Genomic DNA, 25,588 nt, shown 5'->3' with positions numbered 1-25,588 from the left:
TTAATAGATACTTTTAATTTTAATTTTTCTACCCTGAAAATTTACTACCCCCCCTTTTTTCTTTCCTACTAATAATCTTCCTATTGGTGAACCAAGTGAAATACAAAAGATTTTATGATTTTCCAGCTCAACTATACCTTGCCCAATACTGATAAAGTAAATGCCTTTATCGGTTTCAATTAAACTACCAAACTCTATCTCTTTAAAATCCTTATCAAGCTTTACTCGTAGTAATTCTTTTTTTAAATCGACTACTTTGCCCAGTCGAATATTGCTTTTGTTTAGCTCATTTTGCATCATGGCTCTTCCTGTTTCATATTTATCTCCAACAGAGCTTTTAGAGTTATTATCTCTACCTTCTTTGTAAATTGCGACATCTTCTTTCGCATCTTCTAACTTTTTGTCTATAATTTCATTTAGTTGGTTATAAACCAACAATTTTAATTCTTTCATAATCTTCTATTTTTTTTCTTGAAAATGAAAAACCCTGGCTGACTAATCCCCTTGATCTTTTTGAGTCAGATCATTATTAATCTTAGGAAGTATAATGATGTGTAGTTACGAGCAGATCAGAATTGATTAGCTAAAATAGCATTTTTTAACTAAATATTAGTTCAACTTGCCTTTTTTAACATCAATAAGCGGAAATCGATCCCATTTTTCCTTGGGATTTCTGTTGCCTTAAGAACTAGATTTCCAATACCTTTTTTAAGATGTATTTTGCCAATATTTAAAGGTTTGAAATCTTTTACTAAAGACACTTTCCTTAGATACCTGTCGTCAGATTCACCTTCTAATGGTGGATCGTTTGCATCATTAATTTGAAAGTCTAATATAGCATTTTTGAAAGATAAATCCATTTTTACACCAGTATCTTTTTCTTTACAAGTGTAGTAAACAATTACCTCAAAATCAGCTTCTTCTAGTACTTCAATTTCAAAATAAATACTATCTGTAGTACTTACCCAGTTTGTATAATAAGAACAATTTGGCCAGCGGTTAGAACGTATAATATTTCCCGTAGCAAGAGCATCTCTCGCAGGTAACTGATACCAATTATAATCTGGATGACCTACTGTAAAAGTTCTAGTATCAACTTCTGACAATTCGGTTAATACTTCTGTTTCCCAGTTAGATTTTATCGTTTTTAATTCATCAAAAACCTCAACAGATGATTCAGCAATGTTAGTTGTTTGCCCTGGGTCAACTTCCATATTATATAAGCGATTCTCTGCATCTAAGCGGTATTTCTGATTTCTTATACTTGTTTTACCTGCCCAATGGCTTATAATATTTCTATTTGTAAAATCTGTATCTACTTGTTCCTCGGCAAATAACAAAGGCTTTAAACTATTACCATCCAACGTGTTTTTAAACTGTGCTTTTATACCAGCCATATCTAGTAAAGTAGGCAAAAAATCGAGTGAAGAAGCCACATTTTCTACAACTTTGCCAGCATCGAGTTGATCTTTCCACTGCATTTCCAAAGGCGATCTCACACCTCCTTCATCTGTATCACCTTTTTTCCCTTTCATGCCACAATTCCAGCGATAACCATTTGGCCCATTATCAGATAGATAAATAACAATTGTGTTTTCTTCTAAGCCATTTTTTTGCAGCGTTTCCATTATTCTGCCCACATTCCAATCGATATTCTCGCACATTGCTAATGCCGCTCTGGTAAAGTCTATATCTTCTTTATCAGCATCGTAATAGAGACTTGTCAATTCTTTGTTTTTGAATTTATTCCACCATTTGTCTGGTACTTGCATAGGTGCGTGAGGCGTATTAAATGGCAGGTATAGAAAAAAAGGTTGATCCTTATTTTGCTCAATAAAACTGATTCCCTTATTCGTAAAATCATCTATAATAAAATCTTCTCCTTTTACTATTTGACCGTTTCTCTCTAGCATTGGATCGTAATAATCTCCCCAATGGCCAGAACAAAACCCGTAATAGTCGTCGAATCCCCTGCCGTTGGGATGATAAGGATATTGCATTCCATTGTGCCATTTACCATAACAGGCAGTCGCATAACCTGCTTCTTTAAAATAGTCTGCAATGGTAACTTCGTCTAGATCGAGTCTTTCACCTCCCGCCGATGTGGAATAAACTCCACCTCTAACCGCATAACGACCTGTAAGAATTTCTGCCCTAGTTGGTGAGCAAACTGGACTCACATAGAAATGGTTGAAAACAACTCCATTCTTGCCTAATCCATCGATATTGGGTGTACTCAAATTTTTATTACCGCTCAAACTTAGGTCTCCCCACCCTTGATCATCTGAAAGAATAAAAACAACGTTTGGTGGTCTTTCGGCTATTTTATTATCAGGATTTTCTTTTTCACAACCAATTAAATAAAATAGTGCAATGAGCCCTAAGAGCCAGTTTTTCATCTTCATAAATATGTAGTAAAGTAAATGTTGATATAAATCTACATTAACCTATTTACATATCAATCCTTTACTTTCACGTATATGAGTTTATGCCTATTGCCTTCGAGCTCTCTTTCTTCAATTTCTATATTATCTATCGAGCTTATGAGTGGAGTTAACTTCTGAAAACCATAGTTCCTTGAATCGAAATTAGGTTGTTTTTTCTGTAGCATACTGCCTACATCTCCTAAAAATACCCAACCATCGTCATCACTAAGATCTTGAATGGTAGAAGTTATAAGTGTAACTACCCTATTTGTGATTTTTTCTACACCTTCTTTTTTAGTGCTTCTGCTTCTAGAAGATTTAACAGGTTTAATATCTCTTTCTAAAATTTCGATGTAAATGAACCTATCGCAAGCTACAATAAAAGGTTCGGGGGTTTTCTTTTCGCCAATGCCTATCACCATCATACTTGCTTCACGCAAACGAGTAGCTAGCCTAGTAAAATCACTATCACTAGAAACCAAACAAAAACCATCCACATCACCTGCATATAAAATATCCATGGCATCGATGATCATGGCTGAATCTGTCGCGTTTTTACCTGTTGTGTAACTATATTGCTGCACGGGGTTAATGGCATTTTCGAGCAATACTTTTTTCCATTTGGAGAGCTGGGGTTTAGTCCAGTCTCCATAAATTCTTTTAATAGTTGGATTCCCATATTTGGCAATTTCCTCCATCATTTCCTTCACATTGTTAGAAGGAATATTATCACCATCAATTAAAACTGCCAGATTATTCTCTTTTTTCATATTATTTTTTCCATTCGCCTCACTCCAATTTTATACATCAGAATAATACTATTTTATAAATACAATTGAAGTCGGTTTTACAATATCAGTTATCTCTGACTTTCTATTTAGTAAGCCAGTTTTCTTATCTCTACTGAATGTAACTATGTTATCGGTGTTTTGGTTGGCTGCAATTAACCATTTTCCTGATGGAGCAATGTTAAAATCTCTTGGAGCCTCTCCTCCTGTCTCCTCATGAGTTAACAACTTAAGTGTACTATTATCAGCATCAAACTCAAAAATTGAAATTGCTTGAATCGTACGATCTGAAGAGTAAACATATTTACCTTTCTTAGAAATACGAATTGCTGCTGCGGTTGGTAAGCCAGAAAAAGAACCATCTAATGCCAAATAATCTTTAAGCACTTTAAACTTGCCTCCTTCTTTTTTTAATAGAGATACAGTTGAAGTAAGCTCGTTTATTACGAAACCATGTTCACCATCTGGATGGAAAACCATGTGACGTGGTCCACTACCTTCTGCAATTTTAATATCTTCATCTGGTAAAGGAGTTAACTCACCTGTTGAGCTTAAACTATAAGCCTTTATTTTGTCTAAACCTAAATCACAAACATAGACTTTGCCTTCTTTATCGAGCGCTACCATGTGTGCATGCGGACCTTCTTGTCTAGATTTATTGACACTACTGCCTTTATGTTGTGCAGAGCCTGTCATTTCGCCTAAAGTACCATCTGCTTTTATGGCAAATGCCAACACGTTTCCAGTACTGTAGCAAGCGATTAAAAGGAATTTCTTATCTTTTGAAAAAGTGATGTGGCAAGGAGCTCCACCCGGAATTACTTTTTCATTTAGGAAAGTAAGTTTACCTGCTTTATCTAAAGAGAAGGCTTTGAGTTTTGGTTTCTCATCTATACCAATTTCTTCGAAAGTATACAGGAATTTGTTATCGTCTGAAACACAAATATAACTTGGGTTTACGGTTGGATAAAGGTCTTTTTCAGTTAGTGTACCTTCTTTCTCATCAAATTCAAAAGTGTAAATACCACCTTCAATTTCATTTCCTTTCTTGTTGGTATATCCACCGGTTAGTACAATCATATATCAAAAATTAAAGTCTAAAATTTCGTCTACAAGATAGCAGTAAAATCATTATGAAAAAAAAGGGTATCTCTAAGAGATACCCTTTTTAGAAAATTAATCCAACGAATTTATCCACTTCGCTATTTTGAGTGCCTCATCTTTTGGCACTTGCGGCATTGGCGCCATGGGAGTGGCATATCCTGGCCAGTTAGCTGGTTCAGGGTTGTAAATAAGTTCTACAATTTTTTCATCAGAGTATCCTCTTTTTGCCACTTCTTTAAATGCTGGGCCTACAACTTTCTTATCTTCTGAATGACAAGCATTACAAGTATTCTTAGTTAATAATGGCTTAATTTCAGCAAATGTTGGTGCTTTCGCTGATGCAGCACTTTTTGCTTTCGCTTTTGCGGCAGCGGCAGCTTGTGCTTTTTTAGCAGCAGCAGCTTTTTTAGCTGAAGCTTCTAATGAAGAACGATAAGTGCTTAACTCACTAGAAGAAAGTTTATCACCATCTGGAATGTTATTTAAAGTGTAATAACCAGTTGGGTGTAGCAGGTTTAATGTACCATGACCAGCAGTAACACCAGTTACATTGATCTGATGTACATAATACTGACGCATATTCTCAACAACTACTCTTACCTTTTTACCATCTTCCGAAACTTTTACACCTTTAATTTTAAGGTCTTCGTCGTTTACAGTTGGGCTACCATAAACAGCATGGTACTTATATGTGAAGTTTCTACCATTATAAGAATCTAAATCTTCAGCAGATTTTTTGTCTACCGGATAAGTAAATTCGATTTCGAAACCATCTGGTTTTGCAGTAATATTTTTCATTTCGAAAGGTACTTTACCAGTCCAAACTAGTCTCTCTAAACCAGAGTTAGTATTACCAGCAGAACCCCAACCTCTGTTAGTTTCACCTACGAAGATTGAACCATCGTGTCCCCAGCTCATTCTTAATACACCAGACTGAAAACCAGAACGGAAATCGAAAGCAACACCTTGGTATTCTCCTTTTACTTTCTCTAAAGCTACACGCATAATTTTACTTTGCCCTTGATCTCCAATTAATAATTGTCCTTTAAAAGGTCCGAATTGGTTAGTTTTGATCTCTTTAATTTCTGAGTTAGAAATACCTAAAACACCATGAGGTAACCAAACTGAAGGCAATTGAACTTGAGGAAATTCCTCTTTTGCTTTGAATAAAAAGTCAGGATTTTCTTCGTCTTGAATATTAGCTGGCTTTATAAATCTACCATCTTTCTTTTCTTGTCTGATATCGATTTTAGCGTAGAATTGCTCAGGTGTTAAATCGATTGGAGAATTAGGTTCTTTTGACCAAGAAAGGCCAGCAGGGTGTCCCATAAATCCACCTTTTTTAACATGCCAAATACCACCAGAGCCCATCCAGTCACCTTGGTTATCAGTATAGAAAAATTCACCTTCGTAAACTCCTAAACCACAAGGAGAACGCATACCAGTAGCAAATGGCTCCATTTGTCCGTCAGGAGAAATTTTCATTGCCCAACCTCTCCAAGGCACTCTACTTTCACCACGCCACCATTCTTCGTTACCGAAAGCTACGTTACCTGTTACCATCATACTTCCATCTTCCATAATTTTTGGACCGTAAGAATACTCATGGTAGTGTCCAGAAAGTGGCCAGTCGTAAACTGTTTCGTAAACATCTGCAATGTCATCTCCATTGGTATCTTTCAACTTGGTTAACTCACCACGTTGTGTAACAAAGATTGCATTGTCTTTATAGGCTAAACCTAAAGCTTCATGTAAACCAGATGCAAACAATTTATATTTTGGAAATTCACCATCTGCCATGGTAGCGTTTTCTACCAAATACACATCTCCTCTTCTGGTGCACAAAGCAACTCTGCCATCTGGAAGTGTAGCCATACCACCTACTTCCAACAACATACCTTCGTTTACCGGAAGAGTAACAATCTTATAAAATTCACTTTCAGGATTGCTATCGTCTTGTGCAAAGGCAACTGATAGCAAACCAAACAATATCAAATGTATAATTCCTAATTTTTTCATGAATGTATGCTTCATCGTTCTAGTCATCATTACCAAATAATTTTATAGCTTATAGAATTAGCTGTGAACTGTCCGACAAGCTCTTTCTTACCATTTGCAGTTCTTACTTTTACTGACTGATTTCCGTTTAGTTGGATAAAATATTTCTTATCCACACAGTATTCACCAGTTTCTAACATAAAGATGTCGTCACCTTCTGCGAGTTTAACTGAAAGCGTAGTTGGCGCATCTCCTTCAATTACTTTTACAGTTCTAATTAAAGATTTTCCTTCTTCATCTGGAGAGATTGAATCTTCGTATTTTGTTCCGTTTAGCGAATACATAAATACCGGTGTTCCTGAGTTTTCAGCGATTTTATAACCGATGTTGTGGAAGCCTTTAGCTTCGTCCATAGCTACCGGGAACGTTTCTGATCCTGTAGATAAGTTAGCAATTGATAGGCCTGTAAATAGGTAACGAGCTGCACCTCTTGGTCTAAATGAACCATCACCTCTGTCGTGCCACATTGGAGTTGCGTTTACAAAATCGCCACGCCATATACATACAGGAGTTCCAGATTTTAAATCGTATACATAGTTTACACCAGAAGGATCTGCCACACCAATTGAGTGTGTAATTCTTTTACTTCTATCACCTTCGAAATCGAAGAATGCTCTCAGCAATCTAGGAGTACTTTCAGCATCTACATAAATTGGAGAATAAGAAGGTGCACCTGATGCATAAGAACTTAAGCTATGCAAAGGTCTTGGAAATGAGTTAGTTTCGAATACACCTAACATGGCTGGTCTCCAACCAATACTCTTGTAGTAAGCAATTTCGAATGGTTGCTCACCTTGTTTCAAATCCACAGATACTAAATCGTTTCCATTAGCATGTGGAATTTGATTGTCTACTACAGTTTTTCCATCTACTGTAAAACGCAAACCACCGATGTAGTTTAATCTTAGGTTGTATTTGCCAGCTTTTGGTGCAGTTATTTTACCATTAAGAATTACACCGAAGTTGTCGTTCTTATCTGTAACTGCATAAGTTAATGTTGGAGAGCTACCTTCCATTACAGGAGTAGTGTTCTCGAAATCGGCAATTTTTTGAAATGCCCCATCAAATGTTTTGTAAGTAATATCAGAAACTTTAATATCAGCTTCTTCCATTAGCTTATATTTCATATTTCTAAAAGCAACTGGGCCATGGTCTCCCTGAATCATAATAGGACCTTTTGCAGTCTCATTATTTTCAATTGGTCCGCCAGTTGGTAAAGGTACTTCTAAGTTTTCGTGGATTCTTATTCCATTCAATTCTACATACTCGAAACGAGCATTTTCTACTTTTTTACCCTGAGCATCAAATCTTGGGGCTTTAAAAGCGATTTTTAAGTGTTGCCAAACACCCGGAGCAAAAGCTGCATTGGTAAGTGGGGCTTTACCCATGTAAATTTTGCCTGGAGTGCGTTCCCAGTTACGGTAAATACCTCCAATATCACTAAAAGCGGGTTCTTTAACTCCCCAGCTATCTAGCAATTGAACTTCATATCTACCTTGTAAATAAATTCCTGAGTTGGAACCTTTAGGTAACATCACATCTGTTTCAAAGATGATATCGCCGTGTTCCCACTTTGTTAGTAATTGACTTTTTTTGGTATCGTCGTTCATGTTGATGAGGATACCAGTGCCGTCTCCGTATGCAAATGCTTTAGGTTCTGGCTTTGCTTCTTCCTTAGCTGAGTTTTTTTTCTTTTTCTTTTTTTTCTTGCCTGTGTCTTCTGTCGCTTCCTTTTCTGGCTCGTGGTGGATGTCTAATGTTGGGTTGATCACAACATCTCCCACTACAAACCAGTTTCCGGCTTGCTCTTTAAATGCAGACATATCATCAAATGATATTTGCTGCATATCCTTTTCTTGGGCAAAGAGGCTAAAGCCAAGAAGCATCAAAAAAATCACAAACACATTCCTAATCATAATCATAAGGTTAAAATTTAAATCCAGCTTTAAAAATATTATCTTAATCTGAGGAGAGAAAATAAACTGAGCGCATTCATTCTAAAGAGGAATATATAGGTTCTGGCTCAGCTATTTAGCGGGCTGAAAGGAAGCTACCTGCCTTTAAAAACAGGTAGCTAAATTGATTTACTTGTTCTCTTCGGCTTTCTTTTCCAGTTTTAGGTCTTGTGAGCCTGGTAACTCATTTTGCTCTTCGAGCAGCACTTCAACAGCTTTTTCTATCTGTTGATCTTTGCCATCTAACAACACTTCTGGTTCGTTTCTAACTTTAACATCTGGCTCTAGTTGTTGGTTTTCTAAGTAGTTACCAGAAACATCTACCATACCTACCTGCGGAATACCAAATACCAAAGTTCCATCTATTTGTCTCTCCCACCAAACAGCAGTTCCAGTACCCGGTACAGGCATACCTACCAATTTACCAATGTTATTTGCTTTGTAAGCGTAAGGGAACATATGTGCATCTGAGTAATTACCTTCACCCATCAGCACAATCGATTCTTTTGTCCATTTGAACTGAGGCTCCGTTCCCAACTTCTGACCTCTCGGCATCATTTGGATGTATTCTTTCCCATTAAGGAAAGTTGCCAAGTCGTCGTGCAACCAACCACCACCATTAAATCTGGTATCTACGATAATAGCTTCTTTATCAAAGTTTCTACCCAACACCTCTTCGTAAGTTGTTCTGAAACTTGGGTCATTCATGCCTCTTACGTGCACATAGCCCACTCTTCCATCAGAAAGAGTTTCCACTTCTTCGCGACGGTTTTCTACCCAACGGCGATATAATAAATTGCTTTCTGTACCTCTTGAAATCGGCTCAATTACTTCGTCCCATCTATTGCCATTTGATGGATTATAAAGAGAAAGCAACACCTTTTTGCCAGCCTTTCTATTGAGCAAAGGATAGTAATTGGTATTTGCTTCAATGGCTTCTCCATCAATTTTTTCGAGGATAGTTCCGGTTGAAATCTTCGATTCTGCTCTGTCTGCTGGGCCTTTTTCTAGTACTTCTGCCACCTTTAAACCATTGCCAGTAAAATCCTTATCGAAGAATAAACCTAGCGAAGCAGTTTCGTCTCCATTGTCAGCATGTGCATAGTAACGGCAACCTGTGTGTGAGGCGTTAAGCTCACCCAACAACTCACTTAACATTTCAGAGAAATCGTAATTGTTGTTGATGTAAGGCAGGTATTTCTCATATTCTTTTTTATAGAAATCCCAATCAACGCCGTGTAAATCTGTTAAGTAGAACTTGTTTTTTACTTGTCTCCAAGCGTGGTCAAAAATGTAAGCTCTTTCTTTGGTTTTGTCGAGTTTCATCTCGCCATTTACACCAATGGTTTTCACACTACCACTGCTTACATCTACTTTTTTAACTGAACCACTCGAAAGTAAGAATAAATTTTTGCCATCTTTATCGAAGCTTAGACCGCCTCCGCTGCTACCTAACTTCGTAACAATTTTGGTTTCTCTGGTTCTTAAATTGGTTTTCCATAAATCTACCCCTTGTTCAAACCTACAGATGTAATATAATGTCTCACCATCTTTAGAAACTACGGCATCGTTTAACCTAGAAGAATGAATGGTTAATCTCTCCTTTCTATCTTCTATGCCGTCTAGTTCCATTTTTATTTCTGGCAAATCATCTTCATCTGCTTTTTCATCTTTCTTGTCATCATCTTCGTCTTCTTTCTTCTCGTCTTTTTCGCGCTCTTTGTAAAGCTCAAAATCTGCCTTGCTTAAGTTGAATTCATCATAAGCTTCTTGCGTGAAAAAAGTAGCATATACATCTGCCTCTGAACCCCAACTACCTCTATTTTTCATACCATCTCTGTCAGAAAACCAGATCATCATCTTGCCATCCATCATCCACTTTGGAGCCTCATCGCTAAATCCACTTTTAGTTAGATTTATCAATTCTCCTCCTTGTGCAGAGATTAAGCCTGCCTCAGAAATCCACTGGTTTGGTTGGTTAAATACCACCAAAAACCATTTGCCATCTGGCGACCAATCGTAATACTGGTCTCCATCAGAATAAGAATAGTTATGCTCTGCACTAAGAATGGTTCTTTTAGCTTTTGTTTCTAGGTTGATCACCTTCAACACCACTCTGTCTTCCAAATAAGCTACTTCTTTGCCATCTGGCGACCAAGAAGGCTGAAACTCAGCATTTGGCGCATCAGTAATTACTTCTTCTTTTAAGATGGTAGAAGCATAAAAATAAGGCTCTTCTTCTCTTACAATCTCGGTGCTGTAAATATTCCAACTTCCATCTCTTTCACCTGCATATAAGAGCTTTCTACCGTCTGGACTAAAGCTTACACTACGCTCTTGTGCTGGTGTATTGGTAATTCTTTTGGTATCGCCATCTTCTACCGGAGCCACAAAAATTTCTCCTCTGTATACAAAAGCGATTTCTTTACCATTTGGTGAAACTGCCATTTCAGTAGCTCCACCTCTCACAGAAGTTGTTTCGTAATCTGCTCCGCTGTTATCTGTTCTAATCGTGATATTTACCTTTACTGGGTCGCTTCCCGGTTTCATCGTATAAATTTCACCATCGAATCCGAAGCAAAGCAAATCGTTATTCGAAACAGTTAAAAATCTTACTGGATGGTTCTCGAAAGAACTCAATTGCTCTTTATATGCATTGCCATTTAGAGAAGCTTTAAAAACATTGAAAGTGCCTTTTTCTTCACTTAAGTAATAATAGTTTTCTCCATCAGCGGCAAATACAGGCGATCTGTCTTCACCTCCAAAATCGCTTAACATGGTGTATTTACCATCTTTTACATCTAGTAACCAAATATCTCTAGTAACAGAAGAAGTATGATGCTTTCTCCAAGGATCTTCGTAACCTTTTTTATCTTGGTAAATAATGGTTGAACCATCTGCACTGTAGCGTGCTTCTTCGGCAGTAATAGAAGTAATTTGTTCTGGTCTGCCACCTTGTACTCCTACTTCGTATAACTCTGGCAATCTGCCATAAGGAAACTGTGCGTATTTTACATCATCTGTTCTTAATGATGTAAACATAATTTTGCTGTTGTCTGGGGTAAAATCACTTGGATAATCATCAGAAGAATGGAAGGTTAAGCGGTTTGCTTCACCACCTTCTGAAGGAATAACAAAAACATCGAAATTGCCATATCTGTCTGAAGCGAAAGCCAAAGACTTTCCATCTTTAGACCAAACTGGCATAAAATCATGCGCATTATGCATAGTTAGCGGGATAGCCTGCCCACCACTGGTACTTACCTTGTAAATATCGCCCTTGAAAGAGAAGGCGATCTCACTTCCATCTGGTGAAATCGCAGGATAACGCATCCATAAGGGTGCATCTTGCGCAAAAACCATTGTGGAAAATGAGATAAAGAAAAGATAAGATATGAGTTTTAATAGTTTCATAAACATCTTTAAAGTTTGAATAATTGAGTGCGGAAAGTTAAAAAAATATACAGCAGCAATAAAAATAAATTATATGAGCGGAAAAATACATCGATTTAATCGAATACAATGTACGCTTTGTTTTGTAGCAATTTAATAAAGTCTTCCGTAATGGTGAAAATTAAAAATTATGAAACTGAAAAAATCTTTATTACTGCTAAGCCTTCCAATTGTTATCTTATTTGCTTGTGATAACACGCTTGTATCTGAAGAATGTAGTTGCTTGCCAGAATCTGACTTAGAAATTACTTCAGGAACTTCTTATGGGTATTGTGTTGGCTATTGCTATCAAGAATTAATACTGAACTCTAATTTGGAAACTTATTATGAGAAGAAAAGCATCTACGATGGAGATACGTATCCTAAAGTAGCTTTTACAAATAGCCTCACTCAAGCTAAATACGATAGCATTTATAATAGCATTGATTTCTCTGTTTTTAACAACTTGCCCGACACACTTTCGGACTGTCTAGATTGTACAGATGGTGGTGCTGAATGGATAGAAATTAAGCAAAATGGACAAAGTAAGAAAGTAGTTTTTGATGCTTATGCAGATATTGAAGGTTTAGAAGACCTAGTAGATATACTGCAAAGATTAAGAAACGAATACAGCACTATGAAATAATGTAGATAAATCTAATAATTAGCGCTAGCGTGGTAAAACAACTTGCACTGTATGAGATTAAATATGTAAATTGTATGGTAATAAACGCTATTTAGATTGAATGAAAATTCAATTAAAAACGTTTATACAGATAGTAAAATTTATTTTAAAACTTAAACAAAAACATTATGGATTATGTATTTAACTTTTTCATCTGGCTTCTGGTCGATGTATTTGGGATTAAAACCATTCGGAGAGAAAACAACATTTACACAAAGATTTTAAAAGCGATTGCATTTTTGATCTTCGGTTTTATCTGTGTAGCATTTGTTTTGACACTTATTGCCGGAACAAGATAAATTCCCTCTCCTAAAAAGATGAGTACCATCAAATCGGTTGTTCTGGATTTTTATATAAATGTATATTTTTACGCTCCAGAACAAAACCTGATTATTGATGGAGCTCAAACCAATTACCACCCAAGAAGATTCTTCTAAAAGCATTTTTAACTCTCCCGATTGCCAACAATTACTCGAGGCATATCAAAACTTTTATCCAACAATCGGCTATAATCCACCTTGGATTGGCTATTTCATTTTCGATCAAGAAACAGTCGTTGGCTCTTGTGGTTTTACTGGCAAACCAATGGATGGCAAAGTTGAACTAGCTTACTGGACATTTAAAGCTCACGAAAACAAAGGCATTGCCTCATTTGCTTGCAAAGAACTGATTAAGATTGCCAAACAGACTGATAACAACTTGATAATTACTGCCAAAACTGCTCCCGAAGAAAATGCATCTACTCACATATTAAAAAAGCATGGTTTTACCTTCTCTGGAATTGTACAAGACCACGAAATTGGAGATGCTTGGCTTTGGCAATTGCAGCCTGAGAATTAACTTTAGATTTTAAATAATTCTTTGGAGGCACTTAAAAAATACATCAAGCAAATACACCCCATTTCAGAAGAAACACTAGAAATTCTTTTGGCTCAATTTAGCACTGAGACTTTTACAAAAGGGACTTACTTTGCCAAAGAAGGTAACAGTGAAACAAGATTTGGCATTCTAATGAAAGGTGTTTCCAGAGCTTTTTTTAGGAATACAGAAGGTGCAGAATACAACAAAATGTTTAATGTAGCTCCTTCTTTTATTGGCGCTTATTCTGCACTAATCACCGAAAAAGAAAATCGCATCAATATTGAGTTTTTAACTGATGTAGAAGTGTTAGTAACAAACTACCAACAGTTTATCTCGCTCTATCAGAAACATTCTCAAATAGAATCTCTATCTAGAAAACTATCTGAAAATTACTTTGTACAGAAAGAAAAGCGCGAGATTGAATTGGTTACGATGGATGCAGAAAAGCGCTATGAAATTTTTAAGCAGGAATTCCCCAACCTCGATCAATTAATTCCACAATACCATATTGCATCTTATTTAGGAGTGAGCGCTACTCAACTTAGCAGAATCAGAAGAAATTTAGCAGGGAAGTAAAAAAGTAGTTTATTCAAAATAAGATTCTTGTAATAAGAGAATCAATATAAAATGATCTAATTTTGTTCTTTTAACTTGACATAAAAGAACCAAAAACTCAAGACTGTGGACAAATTCGCTAAATTTTCTTCATGATGACTAAAAAACCCGAAACTCGTTGCACTCAAACACCGGATTTTTTTACGTAATCACTCCTAAAATTCTTAACGCAATTTGACCAAGGTCAAAAAAAGGTCATACTATTCATTATCTATCATCAGAATACATACTCCTTTTAAGAAAAGGATGCATTTTTATTTACATATGTAAATGTACCTGCCCAATTTACCACTCATCTTAGCCAGTAAATAATCTATTATTCAATTATGAAAAAGAGCATTTACCTGCTATGTATTTTATTGTTTACAGTATCAGCAGTACAAAGTAAACCTATTGAAACACCTAAAAATGAAACAGTTATGAAATATTCTATTTTAGTTTTGTATAATGTAACCAACCACTGGCTACTTTTAAAACGCGAAGAAAGGGGTAAAATCTTTAAAAATGAGATTATGCCCATTATACAAAAATTTGAAGGTAAGCTGAAAGTGAGGTTATTCGATAGTGAAGCTTTCCACGCAAAAACTTCTGACTTTATGATTATCGAATGTGCTGATCTTAAAGACCATTATTACTTTATGGAACATTTGAGAGACACCAGTCTTTTTGGTAAACCTTATATTCAATTAGTAGATGTGATTATAGGCATTGAAGATGGCTTCGCTCAATTCGAAGATGAAGAATACAAACCTGATTGAAAAGTCTTGTAGAATTTGCCTATAGTTCAACCATGTTTCAGATAAAATTGCCTGTTTGCTCTGAGAAAAAACTTTAATAGCTTATAATTGATTGTATTGTTACAACACAGTAATTCTGAAAAAATCAATTAGAGTAAATAATGAAAAAAAGAACCTTAGGAAAAACAGGATTTGAGATTTCTGAAATTAGTTTAGGAACCTGGCAAGTTGGTGGAAAGTGGGGTGAACCTTTCGATCATGATAATGCGGATAAAATATTAAATTCTGCTGTAGATAAAGGCATTAACTTTATTGATACGGCAGATGTATATGGCGACAGAGAAAGTGAAAAAGCTGTTGGCAGATTGGTTAAAAATAGGTCTGAACGCATTTATGTAGCAAGCAAATGTGGAAGAAGGTTAAACCCACACACGAATGAAGCTTACACGCCAAAAGCACTGAGAACTTTTGTAGAAGAAAGCTTGCAAAACATGGGTATAGAATGCCTTGATCTTATACAAATACACTGCCCTCCTACCGAGGTTTATTATCGACCTGAAATTTTTGAAGAATTTGAAAAACTAAAGGCTGAGGGTAAAATCCTGAACATGGGAGTTAGTGTAGAAAAGGTAGAGGAAGCAATAAAAGCCATTGAATACGACTGTGTAACAACTGTTCAAATTATCTTCAATATGTTTAGGCAAAGGCCGGCTGATTTATTTTTTAAGCTAGCTAAAGAAAAGAATGTGGGAATTATTACTCGTGTGCCGCTAGCCAGTGGCTTACTTAGTGGAAAGTTTTCTAAAGACACAACTTTTGGCAAAGAAGACCACCGTAACTTTAACAGAGATGGCGCTGCATTTGACAAGGGAGAAACATTTGCCGGTATCGATTATAATACTGGCTTAGAAGCTGTTGAAATTCTAAAAGACAAGTTTCCAGATGTTGATCTGGTAATGTTAGCCTTAAAATGGATTTTAATGTTTGATGAAGTAAGTTGTGTAATTCCGGGAGCTTCTAAAGAATTGCAACTTATCCATAATGTTGTAGCTGCCGATTTTCAAGATCTCTCACAAGAACAAATGAGCGCAATTAATGATGTATACAATACCTATATTAAAAAACAGGTACATCATCTTTGGTAAAAAGATTTAACTTTTTTTATAAATCCCGGCTTTCAACTTAGTCGGGATTTTTTTTATCATTAGCCAAAAGATAATTAGACTTTTTTATGATTTCTAAACTGGTAGGTTCAATAAGTAAAATGAGAACTAAAACATTAAAATCGTTTGGCAAAAGATTACAAAGCAAAGACTTTAAAATTACCCTATGCGAAAACAACCTTGAGATCGCTAATATACTGGCAAATACATTTATTAATATAGATGGAGTTGAAGTAATTCATGGAAACATTTTTCATTTATGGGCAGATGCTGTGGTGAGCCCAGCCAATAGTTTTGGTGATATGAGTGGTGGATTAGATAAAGCCATTGATGATTTTTATGGAATGAAAGCCCAATCGAAAGTTCAAAATAAAATAAGGGAAGAGTATTTGGGAGAACTACCAGTTGGCATGACAATTACTTTAGAAATGCAAAGCTTACAGTTTCCAAATTTAATGGTGGCTCCTACCATGAGGATTCCGGAAAAGGTGACAAACTCACTCAATGCTTATCTGGCAATGCGCGCAATTATGGTTGAGTTAATACGGATAAATAAAAAGCAAGCTGGTAAAATTGAGTCAATTGTAATTCCAAGTTTGTGTACAGGCGTTGGTAGAATGCCTTATCAAGAATCTGCAAATCAAATGTTTACTGTCTTCAAAAACATAATGTTTGGTGGTTGGTTAGATGTTGCTCACCCAGCTATGGCTCCATATGCATTAAAAGCTCAATAAGCTAAGTAATAATTTTATTAAAGAAAGATTGATTTTCAGCTATAGTTTTTAAAAGGCAAACTATTCTGGAAACCTTCGTTTCATCTTTTTTAGCTTCATAAATCCAATATATCCATAGTTTTTGCTCACTCTCCTTTAATTTTAAAAAACTGTCTCTAACCTTATAAGACTCATTTTCGAGACAAATTAAAATCTCTTCTGGTATTTTCACTTGAGTATTATCTAGAAATAGTCTAACTCTTACAGTATCACCTGCTTCTTTTTTTATCTTCTTTCTTATTTCTGCTTTTACAGGTAAAAAAAGTGAGCTATTACCCATAGGCATGAGTTTGTAGTTTTTTAATTCGAAACCATCTACAAAACCTTTTACTTTTACCCAACCAAATGGAGCTTTTTTATCTTGCTTAATTTCCGGAATAGCAGCATAAGTCCAGCCACCTTTGCCTGGAAATTTTTGCAAAACGTAATCATTATCGGTAATTAACTGATCCATTATTATACATCCAAGTGATGCAATTTTAAAATCACCCTTAATTTCCGATTTATTTAAAAAAAATCAAAAACAACCTGTAGAAGTTTAATCATTCTACAGGTTAAATTTCAATAGTTTCTATAAATGAGTTGATAGCATTTTACCACTTAAAAATTAAAAGTTTACAACTTTTAAGTGGTTTGTGTAAAGTTTTGCGATAAGCACTAAAATATAAAATTAATAATGAGCATATTCAATCTCATTATACTATAGTTTCAAGTTAGAATTGATTGTAATTGATGTTGATTAAATCTTCTTTTTTAAAAACAGCCTGAAATAAGAAGATAGTAATAGTTAGACATTAAATCCTTCTTCGATAATTTCCTTTAATGTTGCTACAACATCTCCTTTAACTTTAAATCCATTTATAGAAGTAAACTGAGTCGCTTTCAGTTTATCATCCATAATTATGGAAGAGGTCATCATGTAGATTAATGTGTCTTGATACAAAGATGAAAAATGTTGTTCAAATAATTTCATGAACTCATAGCCATCTTTTAAAGGCATATTAATGTCTACAAGAATTAGATCTGGAAAACCCTGATCATGTGACTTTAAACTCGCAAGGTAATTAATTGCCTTGTCTGTACCTTTTTCGATATGCAACCTGATATCAGGGTCAATCGCATCTACTGAAAGCGTAAAGATGTGGTTGTAAATCTCATCGTCGTCAACAAGTAGAATGTTTTTAAGCTTTTTAGCTTCCATTATCTTTTCCATAGAAAAATAATTAATTTAAAAGTTAAAAAAATTAAAAAAACGAAGCTTATTTATTGTTAATCATTTGATAGTTAATACATTTAGTATGGTTTGAGATATACAAAAAACTCTGTTCCCAGTCCGGGATAACTCTCAACTTTAATTTTACCACTATTCTTTTCGATCATATTTTTAATGATATTTAGACCTATTCCTTTACCTTCTCTCTCTTCATGAAATCGTTTAAATGGTTTAAACAATTTGTCTCCAACTACTTTCATATCCATTCCGATTCCATTGTCTTTTACTACCAGACATATATAATCGCCATCTTTTTTTGTTGAGATATGAACAACCGTTTTGCGGTCGTAAGAACGATATTTAATCGCATTACTAATTAGGTTTTGCATAATGCTCATCAAATAAGGCCTGTTATAAACTATCTCTTTTGCTTTATTAAAACTGATGTTTATATCTGCATTACTTTCAGTAATTTGGCTCTTTAGTTTGATTTCTACCTCTTTGTAAATGTCTTCGAACTTAACCGTATCTGCTTTTATATCGTCGTTTTTCTGAGTATCAATAATCTCAATAAGTCCGTTCAATGTATTTTCTAGTGTATTTACTGAATCGATGAGATTTTGCTGTACTTCTTTCTGTTTTTCACCATTTACCATATTGAATAAATTCAATAAGTTTTTGGCATTTACCAATGGTGCTCTAAGGTCGTGTGCTGCTGTATAAACAAAGCTATCCAGATACTCATTACTTCTTATTAATTGTGCATTGCTATTTTCGAGTAATTTTTGAGCTGCTTTTAGCTCTGTAATCTCGATAAATGTAAGCACTACACCATCAATCTCATTATCACTTATTTTGTAAGGCAAAATTCTCAAAAGATAATATTCGCCATTATTAAAGATTTCTTTTTCAACTTTCTTACCTCCATCAATTACATCATTTACTGCAGTTTGGAAATCATCGAATCTGAAATTTCTATGGAAATGGTATATAGGTCTACCGGTATCAGATTCAACCAAATTGAAATGATGTGAAGCAGCCATATTAAACTTGCGTAAACATGCATCTTTATCAAGAAGAATTGTACCTATTTCTGTACTTGATAACAAGTTGTTTACATCATTATTGGCTTCTTCTACTGCTTTAATTTTGTATTGTAATTCTGAGTTTACTGTAATTAACTCTTCGTTTACAGACTGTAACTCCTCATTGGTACTTTGCAACTCTTCGTTAGATGCGAGTAATTCTTCGTTTGCAGCTTGCAACTCTTCATTACTAGTTTCTAACTCTTCTAGTGCAGATTGTAATTCTTGACGAGTTGTATCCAGTTCATTTTCTAGATCCTGAACGCGCTTGTCTTCAATATCATTAGTATATTCTAGCTCGAGGCCTTTTACATTACCTATTACTCCTTCTTCAAACACTATAAGAATGTACTTTTCGTGCTTGCCTACATCATATGCCTGAAAATGCAGCTGAAGTGTAATGTCTTTATCATCAAAATTGAATGGTATTTTTTTGTAAGATATTCTTTTGTCTTCATTTAAAGCTCGTCTAATACCATTTCTGATGGTTAGAGATACTTCTTCTGAAGTCATTTTAAGAATATTGTAAATCGGTTCTTTTTGAGGAACACTCAAATACGTATTCAATTTACCGTGAATGTACTGGATGTTATAATCCTTGTCTACAAATACACAATTAGGACTAAATTGCTGTACCAGTATTTCTTCAAAAATATTCTTTTTAAACCCTTTTTGATATACACCAGGATTAGTTACCGAATTATCTACCGCTTGTATACGCGAAGAGATTTCATCGTAAACCTGATTGTATCTTTCTAATGGCTTGCGATTTGACCTGGAAGTATAAATCTTCCATTTTTTGTCTACAACTTCAAACTCTTGGCTTACATCACTAGTGCTTTCACTTGATCCAAGAAACAAATAACCTCCTGGATTTAATGCAAACTGAAAGTTTAAAAGTGTTTTCTTCTGGATGTGTGGCTCTATGTAAATTAGTAGGTTACGACAAACCACTAAATCTAAGCGAATAAATGGAGGATCTTTTATGATATTATGCTTGGCAAAAACAATGTTTTTTCGCACAAAATCTTTTACTTGAAATTGATTCTCTCCGAGCTTATTAAAATACTTAGAAATATACCTTGTTGGCAAATTAGCTAACTGATGGCTATTATAAATACCTGTACTTGCTCTTTCTAATGCATCGCGATCTATATCTGAAGCAAATATTTTAAACCTTATATTGCCATATAAAGCATGTGTTTCAAAGAAATCGAGCATTATAAATGCCAGTGAATAAGTTTCTTCACCTGTAGAACAACCCGCAGACCAAATCCGAATTGGCTCGTTAGTGGTTTTATTCTTTACAATCTCCGGAAATACTTTACTCTTTAATGACTCAAAAGCCTCTGGGTCTCTAAAAAATGAAGTTACACCTATTAAGAACTCCTTATATAGTTTTTTTACCTCGTCAGGATTTTCAATAAGATAATGATCGAGTTCTATTAAGGAAGAAAAATGAAGAATTTTCATATTCTTCTCAATCCTTCTAAGAATTGTTGGCTTCTTATATGCCGAAAAATCTATTCCCGATACTTTTTTTACTTTAAAAAGAATTAAGTCTAGATAACTGTTTGAGCCTTTAGAAGGCTGTAAGTTTTCAAACTCTTTAAGTACATCTGTTTTACCAGAAAAATAGGCAACCAATTTTTCGCCCATATCTCTTGGTGGTAAAATTAAATCTACCATTCCGGTTGAGATTGCCGCATTTGGCATGCCATCAAACTTAGATGTATCTGGATCTTGCACCATAATCATCCCTCCTGCTTCCTTAATCATCTTAATACCCCTTGAGCCATCTGTGCCCGTACCAGATAGAATAATTCCTACAGATTTTTCTTCCAGCACATTACCTAATGAATTAAAAAACAGATCAATAGGAAGATTTGGACCAACAGAGTTTTCTTTCTCCATTAGAAACAGCTTCCTATCTTTTATAATAATATTTTTCTTTACTGGTATCAAATAGATTTTATTGGGTTGAATTACCTGACCATTCTGTGCCGTTGTAATTTTCATGTTTGTGTGTTTACCCAGCAACTCAGGCATCATGCTTTTAAAATCAGGAGATAGGTGCTGAATAATTACAAAAGCTATTCCGCTGCTTTCAGGCATATTTGCAAAGAACTCTTTAAGAGCTTCTAAACCACCTGCAGATGCACCAATACCTACTATCGGAAAATTATCTTTATTGTCTTTTAAGTTTGTTTCTTTTGCTGCCTTATTTTCTTTCATCTATTTGTTGCGTTAAAACTTTTTTTCTCACTGCGATGTCAGGTAAAATAACTGTCACCTTTGTGCCTTCGCCATACACACTTTCCAATTGAATTTCTCCATTAATTTTCTCTACGGCCTGCTTTACAATATACAAGCCTAAGCCTGAACCTTTGCATATATCATTTCCGCGATAAAACATATCAAAAACTTTCTCAAGATCAGTGTGTATTACTCCTATTCCATTATCTTCAATACTAATAAAGATTTTGTTGCTTCCGGCTTTACTGGCAGTTATTGTTACCATTTTTTTGTTTACTGCTTTTCGCTGGTATTTTATTGCATTCCCAATTAGATTATTTAATATGATTTTAAGTTTTTCCTCATCAGAATTTAAATCGAGACAAGGTTCTATTTGAACATCAAAAACTATGTCTTTAAAATAAATGGCATGGCTTTGATTCTGGATACAATAGTTAATTATATTATCTAATGATATAGCTTGGATTTGTAATGCCTTTCTTTGATTATTAGCTAAATCTAGAATTGTATTTACCAATTTATCTAAAGACTGTATCCTCTCTTTAATTAATGGCAGATAGCTTCTTGCAAGAGATTCATCTTTGCTCATGTCTGCCAACTGTATTAAACCTAAGGTAGTCATAAGAGGAGAGCGCATATCATGTGAGGCTTTGTAAACAAAGTTATCTAGTTCAAAATTTCTAGTTTTAAGCTCATTACTTATCTTATCAAGTTCATGATTGCGAATTGTAAGTGTTTCAACCATATGTTGTAACTCTTCTTCTTTCATGGCTAAATCCTCATAGTTTCTTTTTATATCATTAAATACAGATTCGGCAATTTCTCTTTCTATAAATACAAATAGTGCTGTATTTCTATTAAGCCAAGTTTTTTTAATCTCAAATGTTTTATACTTCTCTCTTGGGTATGTAATATAAATATTTTGAGATTCACCATATAAATATGGGGAAGCAACAAGTGCTTGGAGCGACTCATCATATAAGACATCATTTAAATATTGTGCAATTTTATCTTGTGAAAATTCAAAAAAATCACAAAATGAATCGTTCACCTCTAGTATTTTCCCCTCATTATTCACAATGCACTGTATTAAAGGACTTTTATTAAATACATAGTCAAAAAAAACAAGGCTTTGAGACATAATTTCATATGTAGATTAAAAAATAGTCGGTATTCAATAACATTCTAAATGTAAAAAAAATAACGATACATACGTAACGATATATATCCTAAAACTTACATATTTTACAAAGTATATTTTTTACCAACACAATCTATTAAATTTGTATAAAACCATAAATAACTGTTATAAAAATAAGTTATTTTAATTAAAAAATTACATTATTCTTTGTTATATTACATATAACTTGCACACAAAGTAATAAAATTTGAATAAAAATACGTCATTATTCAATACTTATATATTGGTTGTTTTATGAAATTGGAATTTCTAAGTACTTTTCGATAAAATGCTAACAATTAATGATTTTTCTCAGGTTTTTAATTTTTTTTTTTTAGATACTCAATTTACACTTGAGTTGTTGCATACTTTGTTACACAAATCATCAAATTACCTGATTGTAGTGATCTTTTTTACAATTTCATTACTTATGGTATCCTATGCTTCAAAAAAGAAAAATATCCCTTTTAAAAATTTATTTATTTACAGTTTTATTTTTATCACACTGTGTGGCATTTTGCATTTTTTTAATACATCTGATTTTAATCTACCCACACAACTAACAAATTTCATCACATTTTTAACTGCATTATTTGGGCTATATACTATTTACCTATCTATAAGAATATTTCCTGAAGCATTAAAGATTAAAGATTCTACCGAGTTCGCTAAATTGAATGCTAACTTAAAATTTGCTAATGAGGCCAAAGAGTTAAGCGATAAGCAGCTCTTTATGGATTTTGAATTTGCTGAAATTGGGAAAGCATATGTTGACCTCTATGGCAATTTTATTAGAATGAATAAAGCTTTTTGTGATATCTTGGGGTACAAAAAAGAAGATTTACTCAAAATAGATTTTAAAGATATTACGCACATAGACGATTATGACGAGCATAAGAACTCTCTAAATCAACTACAAGAAGGGAAGCTTAACTTTACCAGTTTCCAGAAAAGATATATGCATAAAAATGGAGAAGTAATATGGTTATTTTTAAATGTAGTACTGATTCGTGATGAAGAAGGTAGTCCGGCATTTATGGTAGTAGAAATTCAAAATATTACTAAAAAAATCCAAACAGAAAAAGAATTAAAAGTAAGTAAAGAGCGATTTGAGCTAGTTATATTAGGTGCACAAGCTGGTATTTGGGAATGGCCAGATATAAACAGCAAAAGTGAATGGTGGTCTCCAAAATTCTATAACCTTTTAGGTTACACTAATAATGAAATTCCGGCAAGCCTAGAAAATTTCTTTAACATACTTCACCCAGATGATAGAAAGACTACCGAAATATTACTTGATAAACATTTTAGAAATGAGGCTCCATTTATAATTGAGTACCGGCTTAGAACTAAATCTGGAAAATATAAATGGTTTCAAGGTAGTGGACAGGCTGAATTTGATGTAAATGGAACTCCGGTAAAAATGGCGGGGTCTATAATAGATATTACCCCAATGAAAGCAGCAGAAGAAAATTTAATTAAAAAAAATAAAGAGTTAGAAATTTCAAATAAAAATCTGGCCTCTTTTAGTTATTCAATTTCTCACGATTTAAAAACACCATTAAGGGCAATTTCTGGTTTCTGTGGAATCTTATTAGAAGATCATGCAAAAGACTTAAACGAAGAGGGTAAACGAATTTTAAATACTGTGATTAAAAACAGTAATAAAATGGGTACTCTTATTAATGACATACTCACCTATTCTATGATAAGTCGAAAAGACCTAAAGCTATATAAGTTGGATATGAAATATATGTTTGAGGCATCTATTAGGAATTACACAAAAAAATTACCAGAAACCAATTATAAATTTATAGTGCAACCACTTAAAAAGGCAGTAGGAGATAAATTGATGATAGAGCATTTGCTAAATAACTTGGTTTCTAATACTATAAAATATGCAAAAAAAGAGGTACCTATAAATATAGAGGTTGACGGAGAAATAACTAATGACGGCTATATTTATATAATTAAAGATAATGGTGTTGGATTCGATCCAAAATATGTTCATAAAATATTTGGAGTTTTTGAGCGACTCCATAAAGAAAGTGAATTTCAAGGTACAGGTGTAGGTTTAGCTATAGCAAAAAAAGTAGTAGAAGTTCATGGAGGAAAAATTTGGGCAAAAAGTGAGTTAAATATTGGTTCTACTTTTTACTTTACGCTTGACCCTAATATTAAACCTGAAGTAAATTAAATATGCAAAATCTTTATGAGGTAGCACTAGAAAATTTACCCTTTGCTATGCTTTTAATCTCTGTATCTCACGAAAATGAAGATCACAAAGTATTAAAAGTTACAGAGAAGTTTTATCATATAACCGGGATTGAAAAGCATGCTATACTTTTACATCAACTTAATATTAGATATAAATTTATTCAATGGATTGAGGAAGTAAAAAAAGACACCAAAACACAAATAGCTTATGCCGAATTTAAAGAACAGTATGATATAATAAAGTTTACCTTAAAAAAATTAGACAACGAAACTTTTCTTATCACTGTTGAAAGTATAAATAATATAACAGGATCTAATGAGGCTAAATTAAAGCTAGCATATATAGATCTAGAGAGAAAATTCAGGAAATTTAATAGTAGTATTTCTCATGATTTAAAAGCTCCTTTGAGAGCGATTGAGGGTTTTAGCAGCATTATTTTAGATGATTTTGTTGATGAAGTATCACCAGAGCTGAAAACAAACCTCGAAACAATTATAAGAAATACAGGTAGATTAAAAAATAGGCTTAATGCCATACATCACTACTCACGCATACAGAGAAGAGCTTTATTGATAGAAGACGTTGACCTAAAAGCATTATTTATTAAAAGCTTTCAAAATCAAAAATCTGGTTTTTCTCATGGTGAAAAAGTAATATTTAGCATTACCGATTTACCGAAAGTAAAAGGAGATTTAGTTCTTTTATCAATCTTAACAGATGAGTTAATTAGTAATGCTCTCAAATTTACTGAGCCAGTGAGTAATCCAAAAATCAATATATTTTTTAAGGAAAATAATAATTATTATATTTATAAAGTAACCGATAATGGGGTTGGTGTTTCTGAAAAGAACTTAAAAAACATATTTGTTATGTTCAATAAAGCGCATTCGGTTAAAGATTTTGAAGGTCTTGGAGTAGGTTTAACTATTACAGAAGTAATTGTTGAAAAACACAATGGGAAGATTGATGCATCTTGCAACGAAGAACAGGGTTGTACATTTTCATTTAATTTTTTTGATCAATAAATTTTAACTTAAAA

20 protein-coding genes are annotated in these 25,588 nt (G+C 34.1%); 9 read left to right on the top strand and 11 right to left on the bottom strand.

Going from position 1 to position 25,588, the window contains the following annotated elements; genetic code table 11:
* The 7 genes from OQ292_RS29975 to OQ292_RS29945 form a co-directional block, all read right to left on the bottom strand.
* On the bottom strand, positions 1-453 hold the full coding sequence (locus OQ292_RS29975; protein ID WP_284687796.1) for a hypothetical protein: 453 nt from the start codon (positions 451-453) through the stop codon (positions 1-3).
* Positions 454-614: 161 nt separating this feature from the next.
* Positions 615-2,405 (bottom strand): arylsulfatase, encoded by a 1,791-nt coding sequence (locus OQ292_RS29970; RefSeq protein WP_284687795.1) that lies wholly within the window; start codon positions 2,403-2,405, stop codon positions 615-617.
* Between the two features lie 53 nt (positions 2,406-2,458).
* Complete coding sequence (locus OQ292_RS29965; protein WP_284687794.1) at positions 2,459-3,196, bottom strand: NYN domain-containing protein; 738 nt, start codon at positions 3,194-3,196, stop codon at positions 2,459-2,461.
* A 48-nt stretch (positions 3,197-3,244) separates the two neighbouring features.
* A complete protein-coding gene (locus OQ292_RS29960) occupies positions 3,245-4,294 on the bottom strand; it encodes a lactonase family protein (protein WP_284687793.1) in 1,050 nt (349 codons plus the stop codon).
* Between the two features lie 96 nt (positions 4,295-4,390).
* Positions 4,391-6,337, bottom strand: coding sequence for a DUF7133 domain-containing protein (locus OQ292_RS29955; protein ID WP_284687792.1), 1,947 nt, complete (start codon positions 6,335-6,337; stop codon positions 4,391-4,393).
* A 29-nt stretch (positions 6,338-6,366) separates the two neighbouring features.
* Positions 6,367-8,298 (bottom strand): 3-keto-alpha-glucoside-1,2-lyase-like domain-containing protein, encoded by a 1,932-nt coding sequence (locus tag OQ292_RS29950; protein WP_284687791.1) that lies wholly within the window; start codon positions 8,296-8,298, stop codon positions 6,367-6,369.
* A gap of 162 nt (positions 8,299-8,460) precedes the next feature.
* Positions 8,461-11,745 carry a S41 family peptidase gene (locus OQ292_RS29945; RefSeq protein WP_284687965.1) on the bottom strand — a complete coding sequence of 1,095 codons (3,285 nt, stop codon included), beginning with the start codon at positions 11,743-11,745 and terminating at the stop codon, positions 8,461-8,463.
* Positions 11,746-11,914: 169 nt separating this feature from the next.
* Between OQ292_RS29945 and OQ292_RS29940 the strand changes: the two genes are divergently transcribed.
* The 7 genes from OQ292_RS29940 (at position 11,915) to OQ292_RS29910 (ending at position 16,558) form a co-directional block, all read left to right on the top strand.
* Positions 11,915-12,409, top strand: a complete 495-nt coding sequence (locus OQ292_RS29940) for a hypothetical protein (RefSeq protein ID WP_284687964.1) — start codon at positions 11,915-11,917, stop codon at positions 12,407-12,409.
* 167 nt (positions 12,410-12,576) lie between these two features.
* Positions 12,577-12,747, top strand: a complete 171-nt coding sequence (locus OQ292_RS29935; protein ID WP_284687963.1) for a hypothetical protein — start codon at positions 12,577-12,579, stop codon at positions 12,745-12,747.
* A 97-nt stretch (positions 12,748-12,844) separates the two neighbouring features.
* The gene (locus OQ292_RS29930; protein ID WP_284687962.1) at positions 12,845-13,288 is read left to right on the top strand and encodes a GNAT family N-acetyltransferase; all 444 of its coding nucleotides are present in this window, start codon (positions 12,845-12,847) and stop codon (positions 13,286-13,288) included.
* A 21-nt stretch (positions 13,289-13,309) separates the two neighbouring features.
* On the top strand, positions 13,310-13,885 hold the full coding sequence (locus OQ292_RS29925) for a Crp/Fnr family transcriptional regulator (RefSeq protein ID WP_284687961.1): 576 nt from the start codon (positions 13,310-13,312) through the stop codon (positions 13,883-13,885).
* Between the two features lie 365 nt (positions 13,886-14,250).
* Positions 14,251-14,682 carry a darcynin family protein gene (locus OQ292_RS29920; protein ID WP_284687960.1) on the top strand — a complete coding sequence of 144 codons (432 nt, stop codon included), beginning with the start codon at positions 14,251-14,253 and terminating at the stop codon, positions 14,680-14,682.
* Positions 14,683-14,822: 140 nt separating this feature from the next.
* A complete protein-coding gene (locus tag OQ292_RS29915) occupies positions 14,823-15,806 on the top strand; it encodes an aldo/keto reductase (protein ID WP_284687959.1) in 984 nt (327 codons plus the stop codon).
* Positions 15,807-15,925: 119 nt separating this feature from the next.
* Positions 15,926-16,558, top strand: a complete 633-nt coding sequence (locus OQ292_RS29910; protein ID WP_284687958.1) for a macro domain-containing protein — start codon at positions 15,926-15,928, stop codon at positions 16,556-16,558.
* Between the two features lies 1 nt (position 16,559).
* On the opposite strand, the gene OQ292_RS29905 is transcribed toward OQ292_RS29910, so the two are convergent.
* The 4 genes from OQ292_RS29905 to OQ292_RS29890 all read right to left on the bottom strand — a co-directional run bounded on the left by OQ292_RS29905 (position 16,560) and on the right by OQ292_RS29890 (position 22,292).
* Complete coding sequence (locus tag OQ292_RS29905) at positions 16,560-17,051, bottom strand: YdeI/OmpD-associated family protein (RefSeq protein ID WP_284687957.1); 492 nt, start codon at positions 17,049-17,051, stop codon at positions 16,560-16,562.
* Between the two features lie 333 nt (positions 17,052-17,384).
* Positions 17,385-17,810, bottom strand: a complete 426-nt coding sequence (locus OQ292_RS29900) for a response regulator (protein WP_284687956.1) — start codon at positions 17,808-17,810, stop codon at positions 17,385-17,387.
* An 80-nt stretch (positions 17,811-17,890) separates the two neighbouring features.
* Entirely contained in the window at positions 17,891-21,130 is a 3,240-nt protein-coding gene (locus OQ292_RS29895; RefSeq protein ID WP_284687955.1) for a CheR family methyltransferase, read from the bottom strand.
* On the bottom strand, positions 21,117-22,292 hold the full coding sequence (locus OQ292_RS29890; protein ID WP_284687954.1) for a PAS domain-containing sensor histidine kinase: 1,176 nt from the start codon (positions 22,290-22,292) through the stop codon (positions 21,117-21,119). Before OQ292_RS29890 ends, OQ292_RS29895 begins: the two co-directional genes overlap by 14 nt.
* A 328-nt stretch (positions 22,293-22,620) precedes the next feature.
* Here OQ292_RS29890 and OQ292_RS29885 point away from each other — a divergent pair, with 328 nt between their 5' ends.
* Positions 22,621-24,528: a PAS domain-containing protein gene (locus tag OQ292_RS29885; RefSeq protein ID WP_489686932.1), complete on the top strand. Its 1,908-nt coding sequence runs from the start codon at positions 22,621-22,623 to the stop codon at positions 24,526-24,528.
* A 2-nt stretch (positions 24,529-24,530) separates the two neighbouring features.
* Positions 24,531-25,574 (top strand): sensor histidine kinase, encoded by a 1,044-nt coding sequence (locus OQ292_RS29880; protein WP_284687952.1) that lies wholly within the window; start codon positions 24,531-24,533, stop codon positions 25,572-25,574.
* The last annotated feature ends 14 nt before the right edge of the window (positions 25,575-25,588 follow it).

Source organism: Chondrinema litorale, from assembly GCF_026250525.1.
Taxonomy (GTDB): domain Bacteria; phylum Bacteroidota; class Bacteroidia; order Cytophagales; family Flammeovirgaceae; genus Chondrinema; species Chondrinema litorale.
This window is presented reverse-complemented; position numbering and strand designations above follow the sequence as displayed.